At 71.9% G+C, this 17,681-nt stretch carries 13 protein-coding genes; 5 read left to right on the top strand and 8 right to left on the bottom strand.

Annotated features, from left to right (window positions below; genetic code table 11):
• Positions 1-218 precede the first annotated feature (218 nt).
• The 6 genes from JFN87_RS25850 to glgA all read right to left on the bottom strand — a co-directional run bounded on the left by JFN87_RS25850 (position 219) and on the right by glgA (position 8,928).
• Positions 219-392: a hypothetical protein gene (locus JFN87_RS25850; protein ID WP_209343637.1), complete on the bottom strand. Its 174-nt coding sequence runs from the start codon at positions 390-392 to the stop codon at positions 219-221.
• 223 nt (positions 393-615) lie between these two features.
• The gene (locus JFN87_RS25845) at positions 616-2,178 is read right to left on the bottom strand and encodes an SDR family NAD(P)-dependent oxidoreductase (RefSeq protein ID WP_209343632.1); all 1,563 of its coding nucleotides are present in this window, start codon (positions 2,176-2,178) and stop codon (positions 616-618) included.
• Positions 2,179-2,317: 139 nt separating this feature from the next.
• Positions 2,318-3,013 (bottom strand): GNAT family N-acetyltransferase, encoded by a 696-nt coding sequence (locus JFN87_RS25840; protein WP_209343631.1) that lies wholly within the window; start codon positions 3,011-3,013, stop codon positions 2,318-2,320.
• 128 nt (positions 3,014-3,141) lie between these two features.
• Positions 3,142-6,318, bottom strand: a complete 3,177-nt coding sequence (locus tag JFN87_RS25835) for a discoidin domain-containing protein (protein ID WP_209343629.1) — start codon at positions 6,316-6,318, stop codon at positions 3,142-3,144.
• A 141-nt stretch (positions 6,319-6,459) separates the two neighbouring features.
• Positions 6,460-7,677: a glucose-1-phosphate adenylyltransferase gene (gene glgC, locus JFN87_RS25830; RefSeq protein ID WP_209343627.1), complete on the bottom strand. Its 1,218-nt coding sequence runs from the start codon at positions 7,675-7,677 to the stop codon at positions 6,460-6,462.
• Positions 7,678-7,737: 60 nt separating this feature from the next.
• Positions 7,738-8,928 (bottom strand): glycogen synthase, encoded by a 1,191-nt coding sequence (gene glgA, locus JFN87_RS25825; protein WP_209343626.1) that lies wholly within the window; start codon positions 8,926-8,928, stop codon positions 7,738-7,740.
• A 214-nt stretch (positions 8,929-9,142) separates the two neighbouring features.
• Here glgA and JFN87_RS25820 point away from each other — a divergent pair, with 214 nt between their 5' ends.
• A complete protein-coding gene (locus JFN87_RS25820; protein WP_209343624.1) occupies positions 9,143-10,096 on the top strand; it encodes a DMT family transporter in 954 nt (317 codons plus the stop codon).
• Here the strand turns inward: JFN87_RS25820 and JFN87_RS25815 are convergent.
• Together JFN87_RS25815 and JFN87_RS25810 are read right to left on the bottom strand one after the other, a co-directional pair.
• Positions 9,977-11,305 (bottom strand): transglycosylase family protein, encoded by a 1,329-nt coding sequence (locus JFN87_RS25815; protein WP_209343622.1) that lies wholly within the window; start codon positions 11,303-11,305, stop codon positions 9,977-9,979. The two genes, JFN87_RS25820 and JFN87_RS25815, sit on opposite strands and share 120 nt — an antisense overlap.
• 160 nt (positions 11,306-11,465) lie before the next feature.
• Positions 11,466-12,806, bottom strand: a complete 1,341-nt coding sequence (locus JFN87_RS25810) for an ROK family transcriptional regulator (RefSeq protein ID WP_209343620.1) — start codon at positions 12,804-12,806, stop codon at positions 11,466-11,468.
• 142 nt (positions 12,807-12,948) lie between these two features.
• Between JFN87_RS25810 and JFN87_RS25805 the strand changes: the two genes are divergently transcribed.
• Genes JFN87_RS25805 through JFN87_RS25790 form a run of 4 tightly spaced genes read left to right on the top strand, consistent with a single transcriptional unit; the run spans position 12,949 to position 17,530 of the window.
• On the top strand, positions 12,949-14,274 hold the full coding sequence (locus tag JFN87_RS25805) for an ABC transporter substrate-binding protein (protein ID WP_209343618.1): 1,326 nt from the start codon (positions 12,949-12,951) through the stop codon (positions 14,272-14,274).
• A 10-nt stretch (positions 14,275-14,284) separates the two neighbouring features.
• Complete coding sequence (locus JFN87_RS25800; RefSeq protein WP_209343616.1) at positions 14,285-15,295, top strand: carbohydrate ABC transporter permease; 1,011 nt, start codon at positions 14,285-14,287, stop codon at positions 15,293-15,295.
• Positions 15,288-16,148: a carbohydrate ABC transporter permease gene (locus JFN87_RS25795; RefSeq protein WP_209343614.1), complete on the top strand. Its 861-nt coding sequence runs from the start codon at positions 15,288-15,290 to the stop codon at positions 16,146-16,148. Before JFN87_RS25800 ends, JFN87_RS25795 begins: the two co-directional genes overlap by 8 nt.
• Positions 16,149-16,168: 20 nt before the next feature.
• Positions 16,169-17,530: a GH1 family beta-glucosidase gene (locus JFN87_RS25790; RefSeq protein ID WP_209343635.1), complete on the top strand. Its 1,362-nt coding sequence runs from the start codon at positions 16,169-16,171 to the stop codon at positions 17,528-17,530.
• The last annotated feature ends 151 nt before the right edge of the window (positions 17,531-17,681 follow it).

The raw sequence follows: 17,681 nt of genomic DNA, 5'->3' as shown, positions 1-17,681 counted from the left end.
GCGCACGCGGCGCCGGGGCCTGGGGCCGGGGGCCGGCTCGGCCGGCGGCGCCGCGGGGGGCGCGTCGTCGATGTCGTCGTTGCGTGTCGGCACGGAACGGGATGTTAGTTCCGTGGGCAGGGGTTGCCGGAGAGCGTTCGGTGAAATTCCGCCGAAGTTCGGGTGCCACGAGCGCCCCGCGCCCGGTTCGCCCCCCTGTCGCCGGCCTCAGGAGCCGCTCAGTCGACGCCCTGCAGGATGTGCGGCTCGGCGAGATCGTCCTCGTAGCCCGCGAGCCGGATGGGGGCCGACCTCGCCCACACCTCCAGGCTGCCGAGTTTCTCGGGGTCCTGGGACCGCCGTTCGGCGCCGTTGTCCGTACGTGCTTCCGCTTGTGTCATCTCTGGTGTCACCGCGCACTCCTTCGTGTCGCGTACCTCTGGGACAGGGGCAGTTCCGTCGCGGTGGCGCCGTTACTCGGAACGGGACCGGGACCGTGTGCATGGCCTGTCCCAGCGGGCGGGCGTCGGGATGGTGGATCCCTTGTCGGCCGACCGTGCGTCCTAGATTAACCAGATGAGCGTCTTCTCGCTCCGTAGAGCTCACTTTCGGGGGGTCTTTCGGGCCACTCGGCCCCTACCAGTTGGCGGGCGCGTAGTCCTTGAGGAAGCAGCCGTAGAGGTCCTCGCCGCCCTCGCCGCGCACGATCGGGTCGTAGACGCGGGCCGCGCCGTCCACCAGGTCGAGCGGGGCATGGAAGCCGGCCTCGGCGAGGCGCACCTTGTCCGGATGCGGCCGTTCGTCGGTGATCCAGCCAGTGTCCACGGCGGTCATGAGGATGCGGTCGGTCTGGAACATCTCCTGCGCACTGGTGCGGGTGAGCATGTTGAGCGCTGCCTTCGCCATGTTGGTGTGCGGGTGGCCGGCTCCCTTGTACCCGCGGGCGAAGACGCCCTCCATGGCGGAGACGTTGACGACGTAGGCACGGTCGTCGCCGGTCCGTGCCATGGCCTGGCGCAACCTGCTGATCAGGATGAACGGCGCGGTCGAGTTGCAGAGCTGCACTTCGAGCAGTTCGACGGGGTCGACGTCGGAGACCGTCTGGACCCAGCTGTTGGTGTCGTGCAGGTCGGGCACGAGGCCGCCGGCGTCGATCGCGGTACCTGCCTCGATCCGCGCGAGCGAGGCGGAGCCGCCGACGAGCGCGAGCTCCGTGACGTCCGCCGCGGTCAGCGACTCGCGGCCGGACGGGAGCACGGCCTGGGCGCCGCTGCCGAACGCGCCGATGACCTCGGCCGCCGGCAGCTCGCCCGCGGGCAGGGGCGCGGATTCCGCCGCGAGCAGCTCGCTGTAGGCGCCGGGCGAGCGGCGCACGGTCTGCGCGGCGTTGTTGATCAGGATGTCGAGCGGCCCCGCGGCGGCGACCGAGTCGGCGAGCGCGACCACCTGCGCCGGATCGCGCAGGTCGATCCCGACGATCTTGAGCCGGTGGATCCAGTCGGCGCTGTCCTCCATGGCCTTGAACCGCCGGATGGCGTCGGCGGGGAACCGCGTCGTCACGGTGGTGTGGGCGCCGTCGCGCAGCAGCCGCAGCGCGATGTACATGCCGATCTTGGCCCGGCCGCCGGTGAGCAGGGCGCGCTTGCCCGTGAGGTCCGTACGCGCGTCGCGGCGCGCCCGGTTCTCGGTCGCGCACGTGTGGCAGAGCTGGTGGTAGAAGGCGTCGACCTCGACATAGCGCGTCTTGCAGATGTAGCAGGAGCGCGGCCGCTTGAGCACGCCGGCGATGGTGCCGCCCGCCGAGCCCGCGGCGGAGGACGGCAGCAGGCCCTGCGTCTCGTCGTCGATGCGTTCGGCGGATCCGGTGGCCGTGGCCTCGGTGACCGCCTTGTCGTGGGCGGTCTTGGCCGCCCTGCGCTCCTGGCGTCTGCGGTGCTTGACCGTGCGGTAGACGCCGGCCGTGGCGCGGCGGACGGCGACCGCGTCGGGGTGGTCGACCTCCAGCGCGTCCAGCTCGGCGAGCACGTCGAGGCAGACGGCGAGCCGCTCGGGGTCGATGCCGGTGCCGTGGCCGCGGACGTCGCCCGCGCGGGACTGCGCCGGGACGGCGGCGGCCTGTGGCCGCTCGCCGGGCGGCACGGCCTGAGCCTCGGGCACGGTGCTGCCGCCGTGCTCGGAGGTGTCCTGTGTCACCGTCATCGTCGCTGCCGTTCCTCGATCGCTGGTCGGACGTTCACTGGCCGGAGGGGGTACTTTGCGGGTCTTTATCCGACATTGCACCCATCACCGCAGGTCAGGAGCATACCGAGGCGGTCGACCCGGACAAAATCCGGTTTCCTTAACTGGGGACCCGCACACCGAGGAACGTGATCTTCCGCCGCAGCCGGAAGCCGAGGGACTCGTAGAGCCTGATGGCGCCTGTGTTGGCGGCGGCCGCGTGCAGGAACGGCGTATCGCCCCGCGCCTGGATGCCGGCGGCGACCGCGCGGATCAGCACTCCCGCGAGCCCCTGCCCCCGGTGCTCCGGGTCGGTGCAGACCGCGCTGATCTCCGTCCAGCCCGGCGGGTGCATGCGCTCCCCCGCCATGGCGACGAGCGTGCCGCCGCGCCGGATGCCGAGGTACGTCCCGAGTTCGACGGTGCGGGCCGTGAACGGGCCAGGCCTGGTGCGCTCGACGAGGGCGAGCATGTCGGGCACGTCCGCGGGGCTGAGCGTGACGGCCTCGGACCAGGCCTCGCCCCGCACGCCGGCGCCGTCCATCTGCACGCCGTCCGCGCGGAAGACGACCTCCCAGCCGGCCGGCGGGTCCTCGTCGTACTCGTACCCGGCGAGCGAGAACGTTTCGCCGGGCCCGGCGAACGCGGCGATCTCGTCCCAGCTCCACCGCGGCCGGTCGGTGGGCAGGGCGAGCCAGGGCGACACCTCGACGGGGTAGCGCAGCAGTTCCCCATGGCGCTCGGCGAGGTGGGCGTGCGGGCCGGTCAGGGCGGACCACGCCGGGTTGTCGAGCGGATGGGCGAGCGCCGTGCTCATGTCTCTCCTCGGTGCCGGGGTGCGGCACCGTGCGCGCCGCTCACCTCAGGTCAAGGCGGACGGGGCCGTCCGTGTTCCCGCCGCCGCCCCGCGGCCGGGGCGACGGCGGGGCGACGGCGGAGAACCGCTCAGGACGTGAGGACGGCGAGCGACACCAGCCTGGCGTCCCGCGATCCGCGCCCGCCGACGGCGAGAGCCACGTAGCGCGCGGTGCCTCCGGCGTGCAGCGAGGAGCCGCGGCCCCGCGGCCTGAGCCGGCCCACCGTGGTGTACGTCACGCCGTCGGTGGAGAACTCGACGGAGGCGCCGGGCACCCGGCCGCCCGTCCAGGCGGCCTTGATCTCGCGGACGGGCACGGCGGCGCCGAGGTCCACCACCATCCGGCCGTCCCTGCCCGGGTTCCACGAGCTGGCCGTGTCGCCGTCGACGGCGGCGGCGGGGTCGGACATGGACGGGGGCAGCGGCGAGGTGGGGAAGGTCGGCCGGCCGAGCGCCGCGTCCGCGAGCGGATAGGGCGTCACCCCGTGCAGCGTGACCCTGCGGGTACGGCCCCGGCTCAGCGTGACGCGCACCGGGCGGCCGCCGGGCGCGGCGAGCGTGAGCCGGCATGACGGGCCCGACAGCTCGACGGTCGCCGCGTCGACGACCTTCGCCCGTACGCCTGCCGGTATCCGCCCGCCGGTGGCCGAGCGCAGCTCGCAGCGGGCGAAGGCGACGGCGGCGGACGCGGCGGCCAAACGGCCGGCGTACCCGGTCCCTGTGGCGGTCACCGTCTGGCTGCCCGCGAAGAGCGTCACGGCGCCCCGGGTGTCCTGCTCCACGGACACGACGGTGGACACCTCGGCGTCCGACAGGTTGAACAGGGAGAGGTGGCCGCCCGCGGTGGAGGCCCGCACCGCGGGGTCGGCCGCGCTCGGCGCGGGGCGCCGCGCCGCCGCCCGCACGGCGGCCGGGCTGCCGCCGGGCAGGCCCTCCACGAGGAGGGGCTCGGCGGGGCCGTCGGAGAGCACGAGCGTGTCGCCGTACACGGACAGCGGGTTGGCCGCGCCGCGCACGACGAGGCCGGCGCGGCCGTCGACGCTGACCCAGCCGCCGCCGCTCGTGGCGTCGGCGTGCGGGTAGCGGGCGAGGTCGGTCCATGTGGTGCCGTCCGCGGAGCCCTGGATGCGGTAGGCGCGCCCCGCGGCCGCCTCCCAGTCGAGCGTGACACGGTCGAAGCGCTGTGCCCGGCCGAGGTCGACGGCGAGCCAGCTGTCACCGTGCGACCGGTCGGCCACGGCGACGGCCCAGCGGGTGGCGGCGTCGCCGTCGACGGCGAGCGACGGGACCTTCCCGCTGTCGGCGGACGAGGCGGTGGCCGTGGCGCCGCGTGCCAGATCCGTACTCGACGCGCCGTCACGCACCTCGAAGGCGTAGAGCGAGTAGCCGTACTTGGGGTGGCCGGTGATGCCCTGCATCCGCACGTGGCGGTAGGTGGCGGGGGTGAAGGTGACGGTGTCGGTGCGTGGTCCCGTGACCGGCTGCCCGTTGCCGCCCGCGTCCGCCGCCTTGACGGTGGTGGCGCCCTCGGCGGTGGTGTACGTGCGGCTGCCGTCGAGGCCCGCGACGCCCGGCATGGTCAGGTTGAAGACCTCCAGATGGCCCTCGCCCGCCGCCGTCCCGGTGGTCGCGTAGACCACCTCGCCGCCGGGGAGTGTGGTGAAGGCGGCGCGGCCCGCGTCCAGGGTGAGGACGGTGGCGGAGGCGTCGAAGCCGTCGCGTACGGCGGTGTGGGTGGTCACCGAGCGGGCGGTCACCCGCGCCGCGGTCGTGGGCAGGAACATCGGGGTGGCGCTGCTGAGCGTGAACAGCCAGTCGTCGTGTGCCGGCTGCCAGGCGAACTTCACGAAACCGGGCTTGCTGACGGCGGCGGCCCACGCCTTCGGCGACTGGTGGGCGACGAGGCCGGGCCCGGCGCCGAAGTCCCGCACGCCGCTCGCCCTGGTGAACATCTCCCGCTCGGTGAGCGCGCGGACCGCTTGGCCCTGCCGGGCGCGCCACTCGTGCAGCAGGTAGCTGATGGCGATCTCGGCGCGCGCCTCGGGCTCGTACTTCGGCTCGCCGGAGAACTTGGTGATCCTGTTCTCGGGCGGGTACGCCTGGTAGGCCGTCAGCCGCTCGGACAGGGCGGTCTCGGCGCGGGCCGCGGCGCGGTCGCCGAGCACCTGGGCGAGGAAGGCGATCGGGATGACGTCCCTGCCGTACAGGTGCTCGCGGTCGTTGATCATCGGCATGATCGGCTCGCCCGCGTCGCTCATCACCAGCAGCATGCTCTCCCAGAGCTCGTCGCCGCTGGGCTGTGCGGTGAGCACCTCGGGCAGCGGCCTGCCCGCCGTGAGGAAGTGGATGCCGTTGCGGCCCGACGTGCGCCACAGCTCGCACTGGTAGTGCGGCTCGAAGGAGCCGTGGTTCTCCACGATGAACGTGTCGTAGAGGTTGTGCGCGGTGTTGTCGCTGACGGCGACGCCGTCCACCACGGCCGGGTTGGCGAGGTCGGCCGCGGGCAGCCCCGTCTCGTTCCTGCTCCACCGCCCGTACGCGGTGTTCCAGGCGGCGTACCGGCTGTCGTCGGACGCCCAGGCGAGGCCCGGGGCGAGGGACTGGGCGTAGACGCCCATCTCCTCCAGTTTGGTGTCGCCGACGTAACCGCCCTGGAGGCCGTGCGGTGTCCATGACCCCGAGAGCGGGTCGTCGCCGGTGCCGAGCGAGGTGGTGTAGGCGGCCTGCTCGCGCACCAGGGTGTCGACGTTGTGCCGCGTCGCGTCGTCGAGCTGGTCCCACAGCAGCCGGGCGGCGAGCACGAAGTACAGCTGGAAGGTGGTGTCGAAGAACAGCGTCTTGCCCCACTCGCTCCCGCCCGTGAGGCGGTTGGAGGCGGCGAAGTGGCTGATCGTGGCGAGGGTGCGGGAGCGCAGCGTGTCCTCGTCGATGCCGGCGAGGCCCGCGTCGTACCCGGCGCGGGTCAGCAGCAGTGCGTGGCCGAGCACGACGGCGAACCCGAAGTCGGTGTTGGTGTAGTGGCCCTTGGCCGCGTCCCACTGGGTCTCCGTCCAGCGGGTGTGGGTGAGCAGGACCTTGAGGTAGGTGGCCGCGACGTCGTCGGGGGCGGCCGTGCGGGCGGCCGCGTCGCCGGTGCCGGCCGCCGTTTCCGCGGCGGACGCGGGCCCGGCGGCCGCGAGGGAGGCCGGGGCCGCGGCCACGGCGGCGGCCAGACCCGCCAGTTGGGTGAAGCGGCGACGGCTCAGCTCGGCCTGTGGACGGTGCACGCGGACGCGCCTCCTGACGGGATGTGGACAACGTTGTCAAGGCGCGCTCATTCTTCGCACCTCCGCCCGTCCCGGTCAAGAGCCGGGCGCCCCGCATCGCGAACGGCGGGGCGCTCGCGGGGCGCCGCCGGGCCCGCGCCGTCAGCCCACCACCTGACCCTTGCCGAGGGCGATGACGCCGTTGGCGGAGACGGTGTAGAGCGAGCCGTCGCGCTCCGCGTTCACGCCGATGGCCGCCCCAGGCGGCACGTCCACGTTCTTGTCGAGGACCGCGCCCCGCACGACGGCGCCGCGGCCCACCCTGACGTTGTCGTGCAGCACCGACCCCTGGACGACGGCGCCCTCCGCCACCGTGACGCCGGGCGAGAGCACCGACCGGGTCACCTGCCCACGGATGACGCAGCCCGGGCCGACGACCGACTCGTTCGCGATGCCGCCCGCGACGAACCGCGCGGGCGGCAGCTGGTGCGCGCTCGTGTACAGCGGCCAGCGGCGGTTGTCGAGGTTGAAGGCGGGCTGGTCCGACAGCAGGTCCATGTGCGCGTCGTAGTACGAGTCGAGTGTGCCCACGTCGCGCCAGTAGCCGTGCTCGCGCGGTGTCTCGCCCGGCACGTGGTTGTCCTGGAAGTCGTACACCTGCGCCATGCCGCGCTCGGTCAGCATCGGCAGGATCGAACCCCCCATGTCGTGCACGGAGCGCGGGTCCTCCGCGTCCCGGTGCAACGCGTCGACGAGCACCTTCGTGGTGAACAGGTAGTTGCCCATGGAGGCGAACACCTTGCCCGGGTCGTCGCGCAGCCCCGGCGGGTCGGCCGGCTTCTCCAGGAAGCTCTCCACCTGCACGCCGTCGGCGCCGGGCGCGATGACACCGAACGACGAGGCCTCAGCGCGCGGCACACGGATGCCCGCAACCGTGACACCGGCGCCGTTCTCCACGTGCTGGGCCAGCATCTGGCGCGGGTCCATCCGGTAGACGTGGTCGGCCCCGAACACCGCTATGTAGTCGGGGCGTTCGTCGTGCACGAGGTTGAGGGACTGGAGGATGGCGTCGGCGCTGCCGAGGTACCAGCGCGGGCCGAGCCGCTGCTGGGCCGGCACCGGTGTGACGTAGTTGCCGAGCAGGCTCGACATCCGCCATGTCGTGGAGACGTGGCGGTCCAGCGAGTGTGACTTGTACTGCGTGAGCACGCAGATCCGCAGGATGTCCGCGTTGACGAGACTGGACAGGACGAAGTCGACGAGCCGGTACGAGCCGCCGAACGTCACCGCCGGTTTGGCCCGGTCGGCCGTGAGCGGCATGAGGCGCTTGCCCTCACCGCCGGCCAGCACGATCCCGAGCACCGAAGGTCCACCGCGCATACCTGCCCACCCCTGCCCATTGCCGATACCCGTTCTACCGTTACCCGTTACCGTCAGCCGCTACCGTTGAGCGTCGCCCAGCAGTTCCTCGTAGATGCCGGCCGTGCGGCGGGCCACCCGGTCCCAGCCGAACTCCCGCACCGCGCGCTCGCGACCCGCCGCCCCGAGGCCGGCCGCCCGCGCGGGGTCGCCGAGCACGCGGCCCAGCGCACCGGCCAGTGCCGACTCGAAGGCGCCCGGGTCACTCTCGTCGTAGGGCACGAGCAGCCCCGTGACACCGTCGTCGACGACCTCGGGGATGCCACCGACCGCGGACGCCACCACCGCCGTGCCGCATGCCATCGCCTCCAGGTTGACGATCCCGAGGGGCTCGTACACCGAAGGGCAGACGAACACCGCCGCGTGTGTGAGGAGTTGGATGACGTCGGGGCGCGGCAGCATCTCGGGTATCCAGATGACCCCGTCCCGTTCCGCCCCGAGCCGGGCCACCAGTTCCCGGAACTCGCGGTCGATCTCCGGTGTGTCCGGCGCGCCGGCGCACAGCACCAGCTGGGCGGACGGGTCGAGCGCGCGAGCCGCCCGCAGCAGGTGCGGCACGCCCTTCTGGCGGGTGATCCGGCCGACGAACAGCACGTAGGGACGGCCGGGGTCGACCCCGGCGCGGCGCAGGGCCGCGGTCCCGGGATCCGGCCGGTACAGCGCCGTGTCGATGCCGTTGTGCACCACGTGGACGCGGCCGGCGTCGAGAGCCGGGTAGCAGGCCAGGATGTCGTCGCGCATGCCGCGCGATACGGCGACGACCGCGTCCGCGGCCTCGATCGCCGTGCGCTCGGCCCAGCTCGACAGGGCGTAACCGCCGCCCAGTTGCTCGGCCTTCCAGGGGCGCAGCGGCTCCAGCGAGTGGGCCGTCATCACATGCGGCACGCCGTACTGCAGCTTGGCGAGGTGGCCGGCGAGGCCCGCGTACCAGGTGTGCGAGTGGACGAGGTCGCGGTCGGCGAGGCCCGCGGCCATCGCCAGGTCGACGGAGAACGCGCGCAGAGCGTCGCCCGCGCCGTCGAGCCGCCCGTCGGCGAGGTGGCGCACGACGCCGTCCTCGCCGCCGCCCGCCGGTGCCGGGCGGCCGGCGCCCCAGCAGTGCACGCGGAGGTCGGTGAGGGCGCGCAGCTCGCGGGCGAGGAACTCCACGTGGACGCCGGCCCCGCCGTACACGTCGGGCGGGTACTCCCTCGTCAGCAGGCCCACTCTCACGCGGTTCCTCCGTCGTAGCCGGACACAGTCCCCGTCTGCCCCGTCATGGTCACCCGGATTCGCCCGGGGCGGAAGACCCTGTCACCATCGCCGGGTCAGGGTCGCGGACCGTCTGCGGGAGGACCCCGGGCGAGGGCGTACTCCTCCGGCAGTACACGCGATTGACCTCTTGAGGACGACGCCACGGCGGGCCGCGGGAAGAGATCGTTGGAGCATGAGCGCCTTCTCAGCAGCCGTACTCCTCTCCCTGGTGTCCGCCGTCGCCTACGCGGCCGGCGCGTTCCTCCAGGAGCGGGTGGCCTCGCGCGGGCACGGGGGCTCCTGGGTGCCGCTGCGCAGCGGCCTGTGGTGGGCGGCCGTGCTGCTGAACGGCTCGGGAGCGCTGCTGCACGTGGCGGCGCTCGCCTGCGGTCCCCTGAGCCTGGTGCAGCCGCTCGGCGCCCTCACCATCGTCTTCGCGCTGCCGATGGCGGCCATGTTCGGCGGCCGGGCCGCGGGGCGCGGGGCCTGGCGGGGCGCGGTGCTCGCCACGGCCGGGCTGGCCGGGCTGCTGGCACTGACACGGGGCGCGGACGCGCAGGTGCTCGACGGGTCGCAGCGGCTGGCGCTCGCGCTGGTGTCCTTCGGTCTCGTCGGCGTGTTGTGCGTGGCGTCGGCGCTGGTGGGCGGGCGGGCGTCGCGCAGCGTGCTGCTGGCGGCCGCCGGTGGTGTGGCTTTCGGCGTCTCCTCGGTGTTCGTGAAGGCGGTGGCGGACGGGTGGTCCGCCACCGGCCTGGGCGTGCGCCTGCCGAGCCTGGCGGCCGTCGCCGTGCTGGCCGTCGCCGGGCTGCTGCTGTCCCAGGCCTCGTACCGCGGCGCGGGTCTCGCCGTGCCGCTCGCCGTGGTGACGGTGGTCAACCCGGTGGTCGCGGCGGCCGTGGGGCTCACGGTCTTCGGCGAGGGGTTCAGGTACGGCGCGGCGGGCGCCTTCGCCGCGCTCGCCTTCGGCCTGGTGTCGGTGGCGGGGCTCGTCCTGATCACATCGGGGCCGCCGGCCGTGCGTACGCCGTCAGACGGAGACGCCGTGCGACCTGAGGTAGGCGAGCGGGTCGATGTCGCTGCCGTAGGCGGGCCCCGTGCGCATCTCGAAGTGGAGATGCGGCCCCGTCACGTTGCCGGTCGCCCCTGATCTGGCGATCCGCTGCCCCTCGCCCACCTTCTGCCCCACCTTGACACTGATCGCGGACAGGTGCCCGTACTGGCTGTACTTGCCGTCGGCGTGCTTGATGACGACCTGGTAGCCGTAGGACCCGCCCCAGCCGGCCGTGACGACGGTGCCTGCCTCGATCGCCTTGACGGACGTGCCCGTGGAGACGAGGAAGTCGACCCCGGTGTGGTATCCGCTCGACCAGGACGAGCCGGACGCGTGGTAGGGCGTGCCGATCGCCGCGTGGACGGGCGCCGTCACACCGCCGGAGTGGTGTGACCGCGAGGCGGGTTTCGCCGCGGTGTGCGGCTTCTTCTCGGTGTGGGACGGTTTGGCGGTGTGGGCGGGAGCGGGCTTCTCGGTGTGCTTGGGCGCCGGCTTCGCCGTGTGCGTGGGCTTCGTGGTCGGCTTGGGCGCCGGCTTGGCCGTGTGCGTGGGCTTCGTGGTGTGCGACGGTTTGGCCGGCGCGGGCTTCGCCTCGTGCCGGTCGCCGGTGACCGGCACGTGCAGCACGAGACGCTGGCCGGGGAAGATCAGGTCGGGGTCGTCCCCGATCACCTTCCTGTTGTCCTCGTAGACGCGCTGCCAGCTGTCGGCGAGCCGCTCGTCGACGGTGATCCGGGAAAGCGAGTCGCCCGGCGCCACCGTGTATCCCTGGCGCCGTGTCGGTACGTCGGTGGGCGACGCCTTGCGCGCCTCCGTCTTGCGCGCCTCCGTCTTGTGCGTGTCCGCCGCCGGACGGGCGCTCGGGGCGCTCTTCGGTGCCGTGCGGGCGGCGGTGGCGGCAGCGGTGGTGAGGTGCGGTGCGGCGCCGCTCCTGCTGAGCCCCGCTCTGCCCGAGCACACCGGCCACGCACCGGGGCCTTGCCCCTCGAGCACCTTCTCGGCCACCGCGATCTGCTGGTCGCGCGTGGCGAGGTCGGCGCGCGGCGCGTAGGCCGTGCCGCCGTAGGCGTCCCAGGTGGACCGGGTGAACTGGAGCCCGCCGTAGTACCCGTTGCCCGTGTTGATGCCCCAGTTGCCGGTGGATTCGCACGCAGCGACCTTGTTCCACACATCCACCGAGGCACCGTGCGCCACACCTGCGCCGATGAGCGGGAGGGCCATGCCGGCGCTGCCGGCGGTGACCGTGAGCGACGCCCGGTTGATGCGGCTCGGCTGGTAGCGGCGGTGACGCCCGGTTACGGCCATGGGTCAACTCCCCCTTGAGCGGCAGGATGTCTCGCAATCCGTCAAGTTACGGCGTCAGTACGCACCGTGACAAGAGCCTGCCGTGCCGCTGTCCATTTCCCGCCAGCCCGCGGGCAGTTGGCCCGGGATTGTGACGTACGGTGCATGCCCGGTGGAGGCGTCAGCGCGTCGGGTCACCGGCCGCGGCGGGGGCACGCCGCCCGCGCGCCGCGGGGACGGCCGGCTCCGGGCCGGAGGCGTCCGCCGCGAACGGGGCACGCAGCCTGGTGCCGCCCCGGGCGAGGAAGGCCGCGAGGGGCAGTGTGGCGGCTCCCACGGTGACGGCGTCGGGGCCCAGTTCCCCCATGTCGATGCTGGTGCGCGCGATCGCGTGCCCGAGTGCGTACCGCTCGGCGTGGCGGCGGATCGCGGGCAGCAGATGCGGCCCGATCAGCAGGCCGGCCCAGCCGCCGAGCAGCACCCGGTCGGGGAGGAAGATGTTGATGACGTCGGCGAGCGCGGCGCCCAGGCACTCGGCCGTCTCGTCGAGCAGCGAGACGGCCACCGGGTCGGGCGCTCCTGCGCCCTCGCCGGGGAAGGCCGCGGCGAGCAGCGCGGCGAGCGCCGTCTCGTCGTCGGCGCCGGCGGGCAGCGGCCCGCCGGCCTCGTGCCACCTCTCCCGCATCGCCTCGGCGCCGGCGTACGCCTCCAGGCAGCCGACGGAGCCGCACCGGCACCTGCGGCCACTCATCCGCACGGTGGTGTGGCCCCACTCGAAGGCGGTCCTGCGCCGGCTCTCCTCGACCAGCGCCGCGCCGTTGATGACGCTGGCACCCACGCCGGAGCCGACCAGCGCTATGGCCGCGGAACCGGCGCCCCTGCCGCCGCCGAACCACATCTCGGCCTGCCCGAGCGTCTTGGCACCGTTGTCGATGAACAGTGGCACGGCGGGTGGTACGTCGACGGCCTCGCGCAGCAGCTTCTCGAAGGGGACCGCGTGCCATCCGATGGTGGGTCCGTGCACCACGGCGCCGTCGGGGCCGCCGCGCTCGATCACGCCCGGCGTGCCGATGCCGATGCCGAGCAGGAGCGCGGGGTCGACGCCCGCGGTGTCCAGCACCTCGGCGACACCGCCGCGCACGTGCGCGACGATCCGCTCGACGTCGTAGCCGTGCTGCGCCAGCAGGCGGTCGGTGCGGGCCAGTTCCGTCAGGGACAGGTCGAACAGCTCGATCCTGACGCGTGTCTCGCCGATGTCGATCCCGATGAGCACGCCGCCGGCGGGGGCTACGCGCAGCAGTGTGCGCGGCCTGCCGCCGTCGGAATCGACGACTCCGGCCTCCTCCAGCACGCCGTCCGCGGCCAGTTCGGCGACGACGTTGCTGATGGAACCTGAACTCAGTCCGGTGCTCGCGCCGAGTTCCTGGCGGCTCAACGGGCCGTCGAAATACAACCGTTGCACTACCCGTGCGCGGTTGCCCCGCCGCAGGTCACGCACCGTCCGTCTGCCGGGCTCAGCCATGGTGCTCCCTCCCGTGACGCAACATACCCCGGTCACAGGCCTTGACGCGACCTTCTCTCACCTCTTAAATCACGGCATAAATTAAGTCATGGAGGCCGTTCGACTCTCGAACGCAGCCACCCCCGGAAAGGGGCCACCTCACATGCGCAAGACCAGAGCCGCAGCAGCCGTCACCGTCGTCACCGTCATGGGCACCCTGCTCGCCGCGTGCGGCGGCGGGACCTCGTCCGACGGGGGCGGCAGCAACGAGCAGCCGAAGACGCTGACGTACTGGGCGTCGAACCAGGGTCCCAACATCGCCTACGACAAGAAGACCCTGGCTCCGGAGCTGGCCAAGTTCCAGAAGCAGACCGGCATCAAGGTCAAGCTGGAAGTCATCCCTTGGTCCGACCTGCTCAACAGGATCCTCGCGGCCACCACCTCGGGCCAGGGCCCCGACGTGCTCAACATAGGCAACACCTGGTCCGCGTCGCTCCAGGCCACGGGCGCGCTGCTGCCCTGGAGCACGAAGAACTTCGACGCGATCGGCGGCAAGGACCGGTTCAACGCGTCCGCGGTCGCCGCGGCGGGCGCCCCGGGCAAGGATCCGGCGGCCGTCCCGCTGTACTCGCTCGCGTACGCGCTCTACTACAACAAGAAGATGTTCCACGACGCCGGGATCACCACTCCCCCCACCACCTGGGCGGACGTGATCAAGGACGGCAAGAAGATCTCCAAGAACGGCACGTCGGGCAAGTGGGGGCTCGGCCTCGAAGGCAGCAACCTGCAGGAGAACATCCACATCTCGTACGTCCTCGCCAAGCAGCACGGCGCTGACTTCTTCGACAAGTCCGGGAAGCCGACGTTCACCTCCCCCGGCGCGGTCGACGCGGTCATGCAGTACGTCGACATGATGCAGAAGGACAAGATCATCAACCCGGGCAACGCGGAGTACGCCCAGAACCAGTCCCTGCAGGACTTCGCGAAGAACAAGACGGCGATGGTCATGTGGCAGGCCGCCGCCAGCAACTTCAACTCCCAGCACATGTCGCCCAGCGACTGGGGCGCGGTGCCGATGCCCGTGCAGTCCGGCGCGCCGGGCCAGGGCAAGCAGGTCAACTCGATGGTCGCCGGCATCAACATGGCGATCTTCAACAACACCAAGAACGTGGACGGCGCGAAGAAGTTCGTGAAGTTCATGACCAGCGACGCCGAGCAGGTCATCCTCAACAAGGCGTACGGCTCGGTCCCGCCGATCAAGACCGCCGACAGCAACGCCGCGTTCCAGCAGACCGACATCAAGGTCATGGCCAACACGCTCCAGACGAGCGCCACGCCGCTGCCGCAGGTGCCCTCGGAGTCCCAGTACGAGACGCAGGTCGGCACGGCGCTGAAGAACCTCTGGGCCAATGTGGCGGCCGGCAAGACCGTCACCAAGGCCACGGTCAAGAGCGCACTGTCCAAGGCCCAGCAGCAGATGACCCAGTGAGGCTGGCCCGATGACCGCCACCGTGACTTCTCCCAGTGCGCGTGACGCGGGCGGCGAGGGCATGTCGGGGACCGGGGGTGCGCGCAAGAAGCCGCGCATCCCCGGCCGGCTGCGCCGCTCGGTGATCCCGTACGTCCTGCTCCTGCCCGCCATCCTCTTCGAGCTGCTCGTGCACGTCATCCCGATGATCGTCGGGGTCGTGATCAGCTTCCGGCAGCTCACCCTGTTCTTCATCCACAACTGGGGCGCCGCGCCCTGGTCGGGGCTGAAGAACTACCAGGTCGCCGTCGACTTCAACAGCGCGGTGGGCAAGTCTCTGCTCCACTCGTTCTGGATCACCGTCGTGTTCACCGTCGCGTCGGTCGGCCTGTGCTGGCTGTTCGGCACCACTGCCGCGATCATGCTCCAGGACAAGTTCAGGGGCCGGGGCACACTGCGCACCATCTTCCTGATCCCCTACGCGCTGCCGGTGTACGCGGCCGTCATCACCTGGGCGTTCATGTTCCAGCGTGACAACGGCATGGTGAACCACCTGATCCACGACCAGCTGCACCTGACCGACCACGCGTCGTTCTGGCTCATCGGCAACAACAGCTTCGTCACCCTGCTGGTCGTGTCGCTGTGGAAGGGCTGGCCGTTCGCCTTCCTGATCGTGATGGCCGGCCTGCAGAACATCCCGGGCGACCTGTACGAGGCCGCGGCGATCGACGGGGCCGGCATGTGGCAGCAGATCCGCAAGATCACCATGCCGTCGCTGCGCTCGGTCAACCAGGTGCTGGTGCTCGTGCTGTTCCTGTGGACGTTCAACGACTTCAACACGCCGTTCGTGCTGTTCGGCAAGAACGGCAACGCGCCCGGCAGCGCGGACCTGATCTCGTTCCACATCTACCAGTCGTCGTTCTCGTCGTGGAACTTCGGCTCCGGCTCCGCCATGTCGGTCCTGCTGCTGCTGTTCCTGCTGGTCGTCACCGGCGTGTATCTGGCGGTCACCTCGCGCGGAAGGAAGGCGTCCGATGGCTGACACGAGGTCCTCCCTCGCTCCCCCGCGCTCGTTCCTGTGGACCCGGCGCGTCGTGCTGACGATCCTGGTCCTGTTCACCCTGCTGCCCGTCTACGTGATGATCTCCAGCTCGCTGAAGCCGCTGGAGGACGTGCAGTCGAAGTTCACCTGGATCCCGTCACACCTGACCATCCGCCCGTACATCGACATCTGGTCGACCGTGCCGCTCGCGAGGTTCTTCCTGAACTCCGCGATCGTGTCGGTGGCCGCGACCGCGTGCTCCGTGGTCATCGCGGTGTTCGCGGCGTACGGCGTGAGCCGCTACCGCTTCCGCGGCAAGCGGGTCTTCACCGTGACGGTGCTGTCGACGCAGATGTTCCCCGGCATCCTCTTCCTGCTGCCGCTGTACCTGATCTTCGTCAACATCGGCAAGAGCACCGGCATCGACCTGTACGGCTCGCGCGGCGGCCTGATCATCACGTACCTGACCTTCTCGCTGCCGTTCGCCATCTGGATGCTCATCGGCTACTTCGACTCGGTGCCGCGCGACCTGGACGAGGCGGCGATGGTCGACGGCTGCGGCCCGTTCGGCGCGCTGTTCCGCGTGGTCGTGCCCGCGGCCGTGCCCGGCATCGTGGCGGTCGCGGTCTACGCGTTCATGACGGCGTGGGGAGAGGTGCTGTTCGCGTCCGTCATGACCAACGACAACACCAAGACGCTCGCCATCGGCCTGCAGAACTACTCGACAGAGAACAACGTGTACTGGAACCAGATCATGGCCGCCTCGCTGGTCGTCAGCGTGCCCGTGGTGGTCGGCTTCCTCCTGCTCCAGCGCTACCTCGTCACGGGCCTCACCGCGGGTGCGGTCAAGTGACAGAACCCGAAAGGCAGTACGTGAACGACCTCGACGCCCTTCCGGCGGACTTCACCTGGGGCGTGGCCACCGCGTCGTACCAGGTCGAGGGGGCCGTCGCCGAGGACGGCCGCTCCCCCTCGATCTGGGACACGTTCTCCCACACACCGGGCAAGGTCGCGAACGGCGACAACGGCGACGTCGCCTGCGACCACTACCACCGGGTCCCCGAGGACATCGGCCTGATGAGCCGGCTCGGCGTGGACGCCTACCGCTTCTCGCTGGCCTGGCCGCGCATCGTGCCCGACGGCGACGGCCGCGTGAACGAGGCGGGCCTCGACTTCTACGACCGGCTGGTGGACGGGTTGCTCGAAGCGGGCATCACGCCCTTCGCGACGCTCTACCACTGGGACCTGCCGCAGGCGTCGCAGGACCGCGGCGGCTGGCCGGTGCGGGAGACCGCCGAGCACTTCGCACGGTACGCGTCGGTCGTGGTGGAGCGCCTCGGCGACCGCGTCAAGGACTGGGCGACCCTCAACGAGCCGCTGTGCTCGTCGTGGATCGGCCATCTGGAGGGCGCCATGGCGCCGGGCGTGCGCGACCTGACGGCCGCCGTGCGCACCTCGTACCACCTGCACCTGGGACACGGGCTGGCGGTGCAGGCGATACGGGCCGCCTCGCCCGGCGCCCGGGTCGGCATCGTGAACAACCTGAGCCCGATCCTGCCCGCGTCGGACAGCGACGCGGACCGCGCGGCCGCCGTGCGGGCGGACGGCCACACCAACCGCTGGTGGCTCGACCCGATCCACGGGCGCGGCTACCCGCAGGACATGGTGGAGGTCTACGGCGTCGACCTGCCGGTGCGCGAGGGCGACCTGGAGACGATCGCCGCGCCGCTCGACTGGCTGGGTCTTAACTACTACTTCCGCCAGTTCGTGCGGGACGATCCGCGCGGGCCCGCGCCGTTCGCCGAGATGGTGGACGCGCCGGTCGCGGACAGGCCCCACACGTACATGGACTGGGAGGTGTACGCCGACGGCCTGGAGGAGCTGCTGCTGCGGCTCACCGACGAGTACGGCGCACGGCGCGTGTACGTCACGGAGAACGGCTCGGCCTACCAGGACGTGGTGCGCCCCGACGGCACCGTCGACGATCCCGAGCGCACCCGCTACCTGGAGGACCACCTCGCCGCGGTCGCGCGCGCGGCCGCCAAGGGCGCGCCGGTCGCCGGGTACTTCGCCTGGTCGCTGATGGACAACTTCGAGTGGGCGTACGGCTACGACAAGCGGTTCGGCCTGGTACACGTCGACTACGCCACACAGGTGCGCACGGTGAAGGGCAGCGGGTACCGCTACGCCGACATCATCCGCGCGGCGCGCGGGCGCGGCGAGCGGGCCGCCTGACCGCACACCCCGGTAGACGAAGCCGCCGCCCTCTCCCCACCGGGAGGGCGGCGGCTGCGTACCGGGTACGCCTGGCCCGCGGCTCGGGTACACCCGGCCCGCGGCGGTTCAGCCGGGGGGGCCGGCCGGCGCGGCGGGCGGCGGCAGGACC

Origin of the sequence: Streptomyces montanisoli (assembly GCF_017813245.1) — a bacterium.
Classification (GTDB): Bacteria; Actinomycetota; Actinomycetes; order Streptomycetales; family Streptomycetaceae; genus Streptomyces; species Streptomyces montanisoli.
Note: the sequence above shows the minus strand (reverse complement) of the source record. Positions and strands in the feature narration are given on the sequence as shown.

Bases quoted from the DNA above. Each gene is read 5' to 3' on its own strand.
- JFN87_RS25845 (WP_209343632.1), bottom strand. From the start codon at position 2,178: ATGACGGTGACACAGGACACCTCCGAGCACGGCGGCAGCACCGTGCCC.
- JFN87_RS25840 (WP_209343631.1), bottom strand. From the start codon at position 3,013: ATGAGCACGGCGCTCGCCCATCCGCTCGACAACCCGGCGTGGTCCGCC.
- glgC (WP_209343627.1), bottom strand. From the start codon at position 7,677: ATGCGCGGTGGACCTTCGGTGCTCGGGATCGTGCTGGCCGGCGGTGAG.
- JFN87_RS25820 (WP_209343624.1), top strand. From the start codon at position 9,143: ATGAGCGCCTTCTCAGCAGCCGTACTCCTCTCCCTGGTGTCCGCCGTC.
- JFN87_RS25815 (WP_209343622.1), bottom strand. From the start codon at position 11,305: ATGGCCGTAACCGGGCGTCACCGCCGCTACCAGCCGAGCCGCATCAAC.
- JFN87_RS25810 (WP_209343620.1), bottom strand. From the start codon at position 12,806: ATGGCTGAGCCCGGCAGACGGACGGTGCGTGACCTGCGGCGGGGCAAC.
- JFN87_RS25805 (WP_209343618.1), top strand. From the start codon at position 12,949: ATGCGCAAGACCAGAGCCGCAGCAGCCGTCACCGTCGTCACCGTCATG.
- JFN87_RS25800 (WP_209343616.1), top strand. From the start codon at position 14,285: ATGACCGCCACCGTGACTTCTCCCAGTGCGCGTGACGCGGGCGGCGAG.
- JFN87_RS25795 (WP_209343614.1), top strand. From the start codon at position 15,288: ATGGCTGACACGAGGTCCTCCCTCGCTCCCCCGCGCTCGTTCCTGTGG.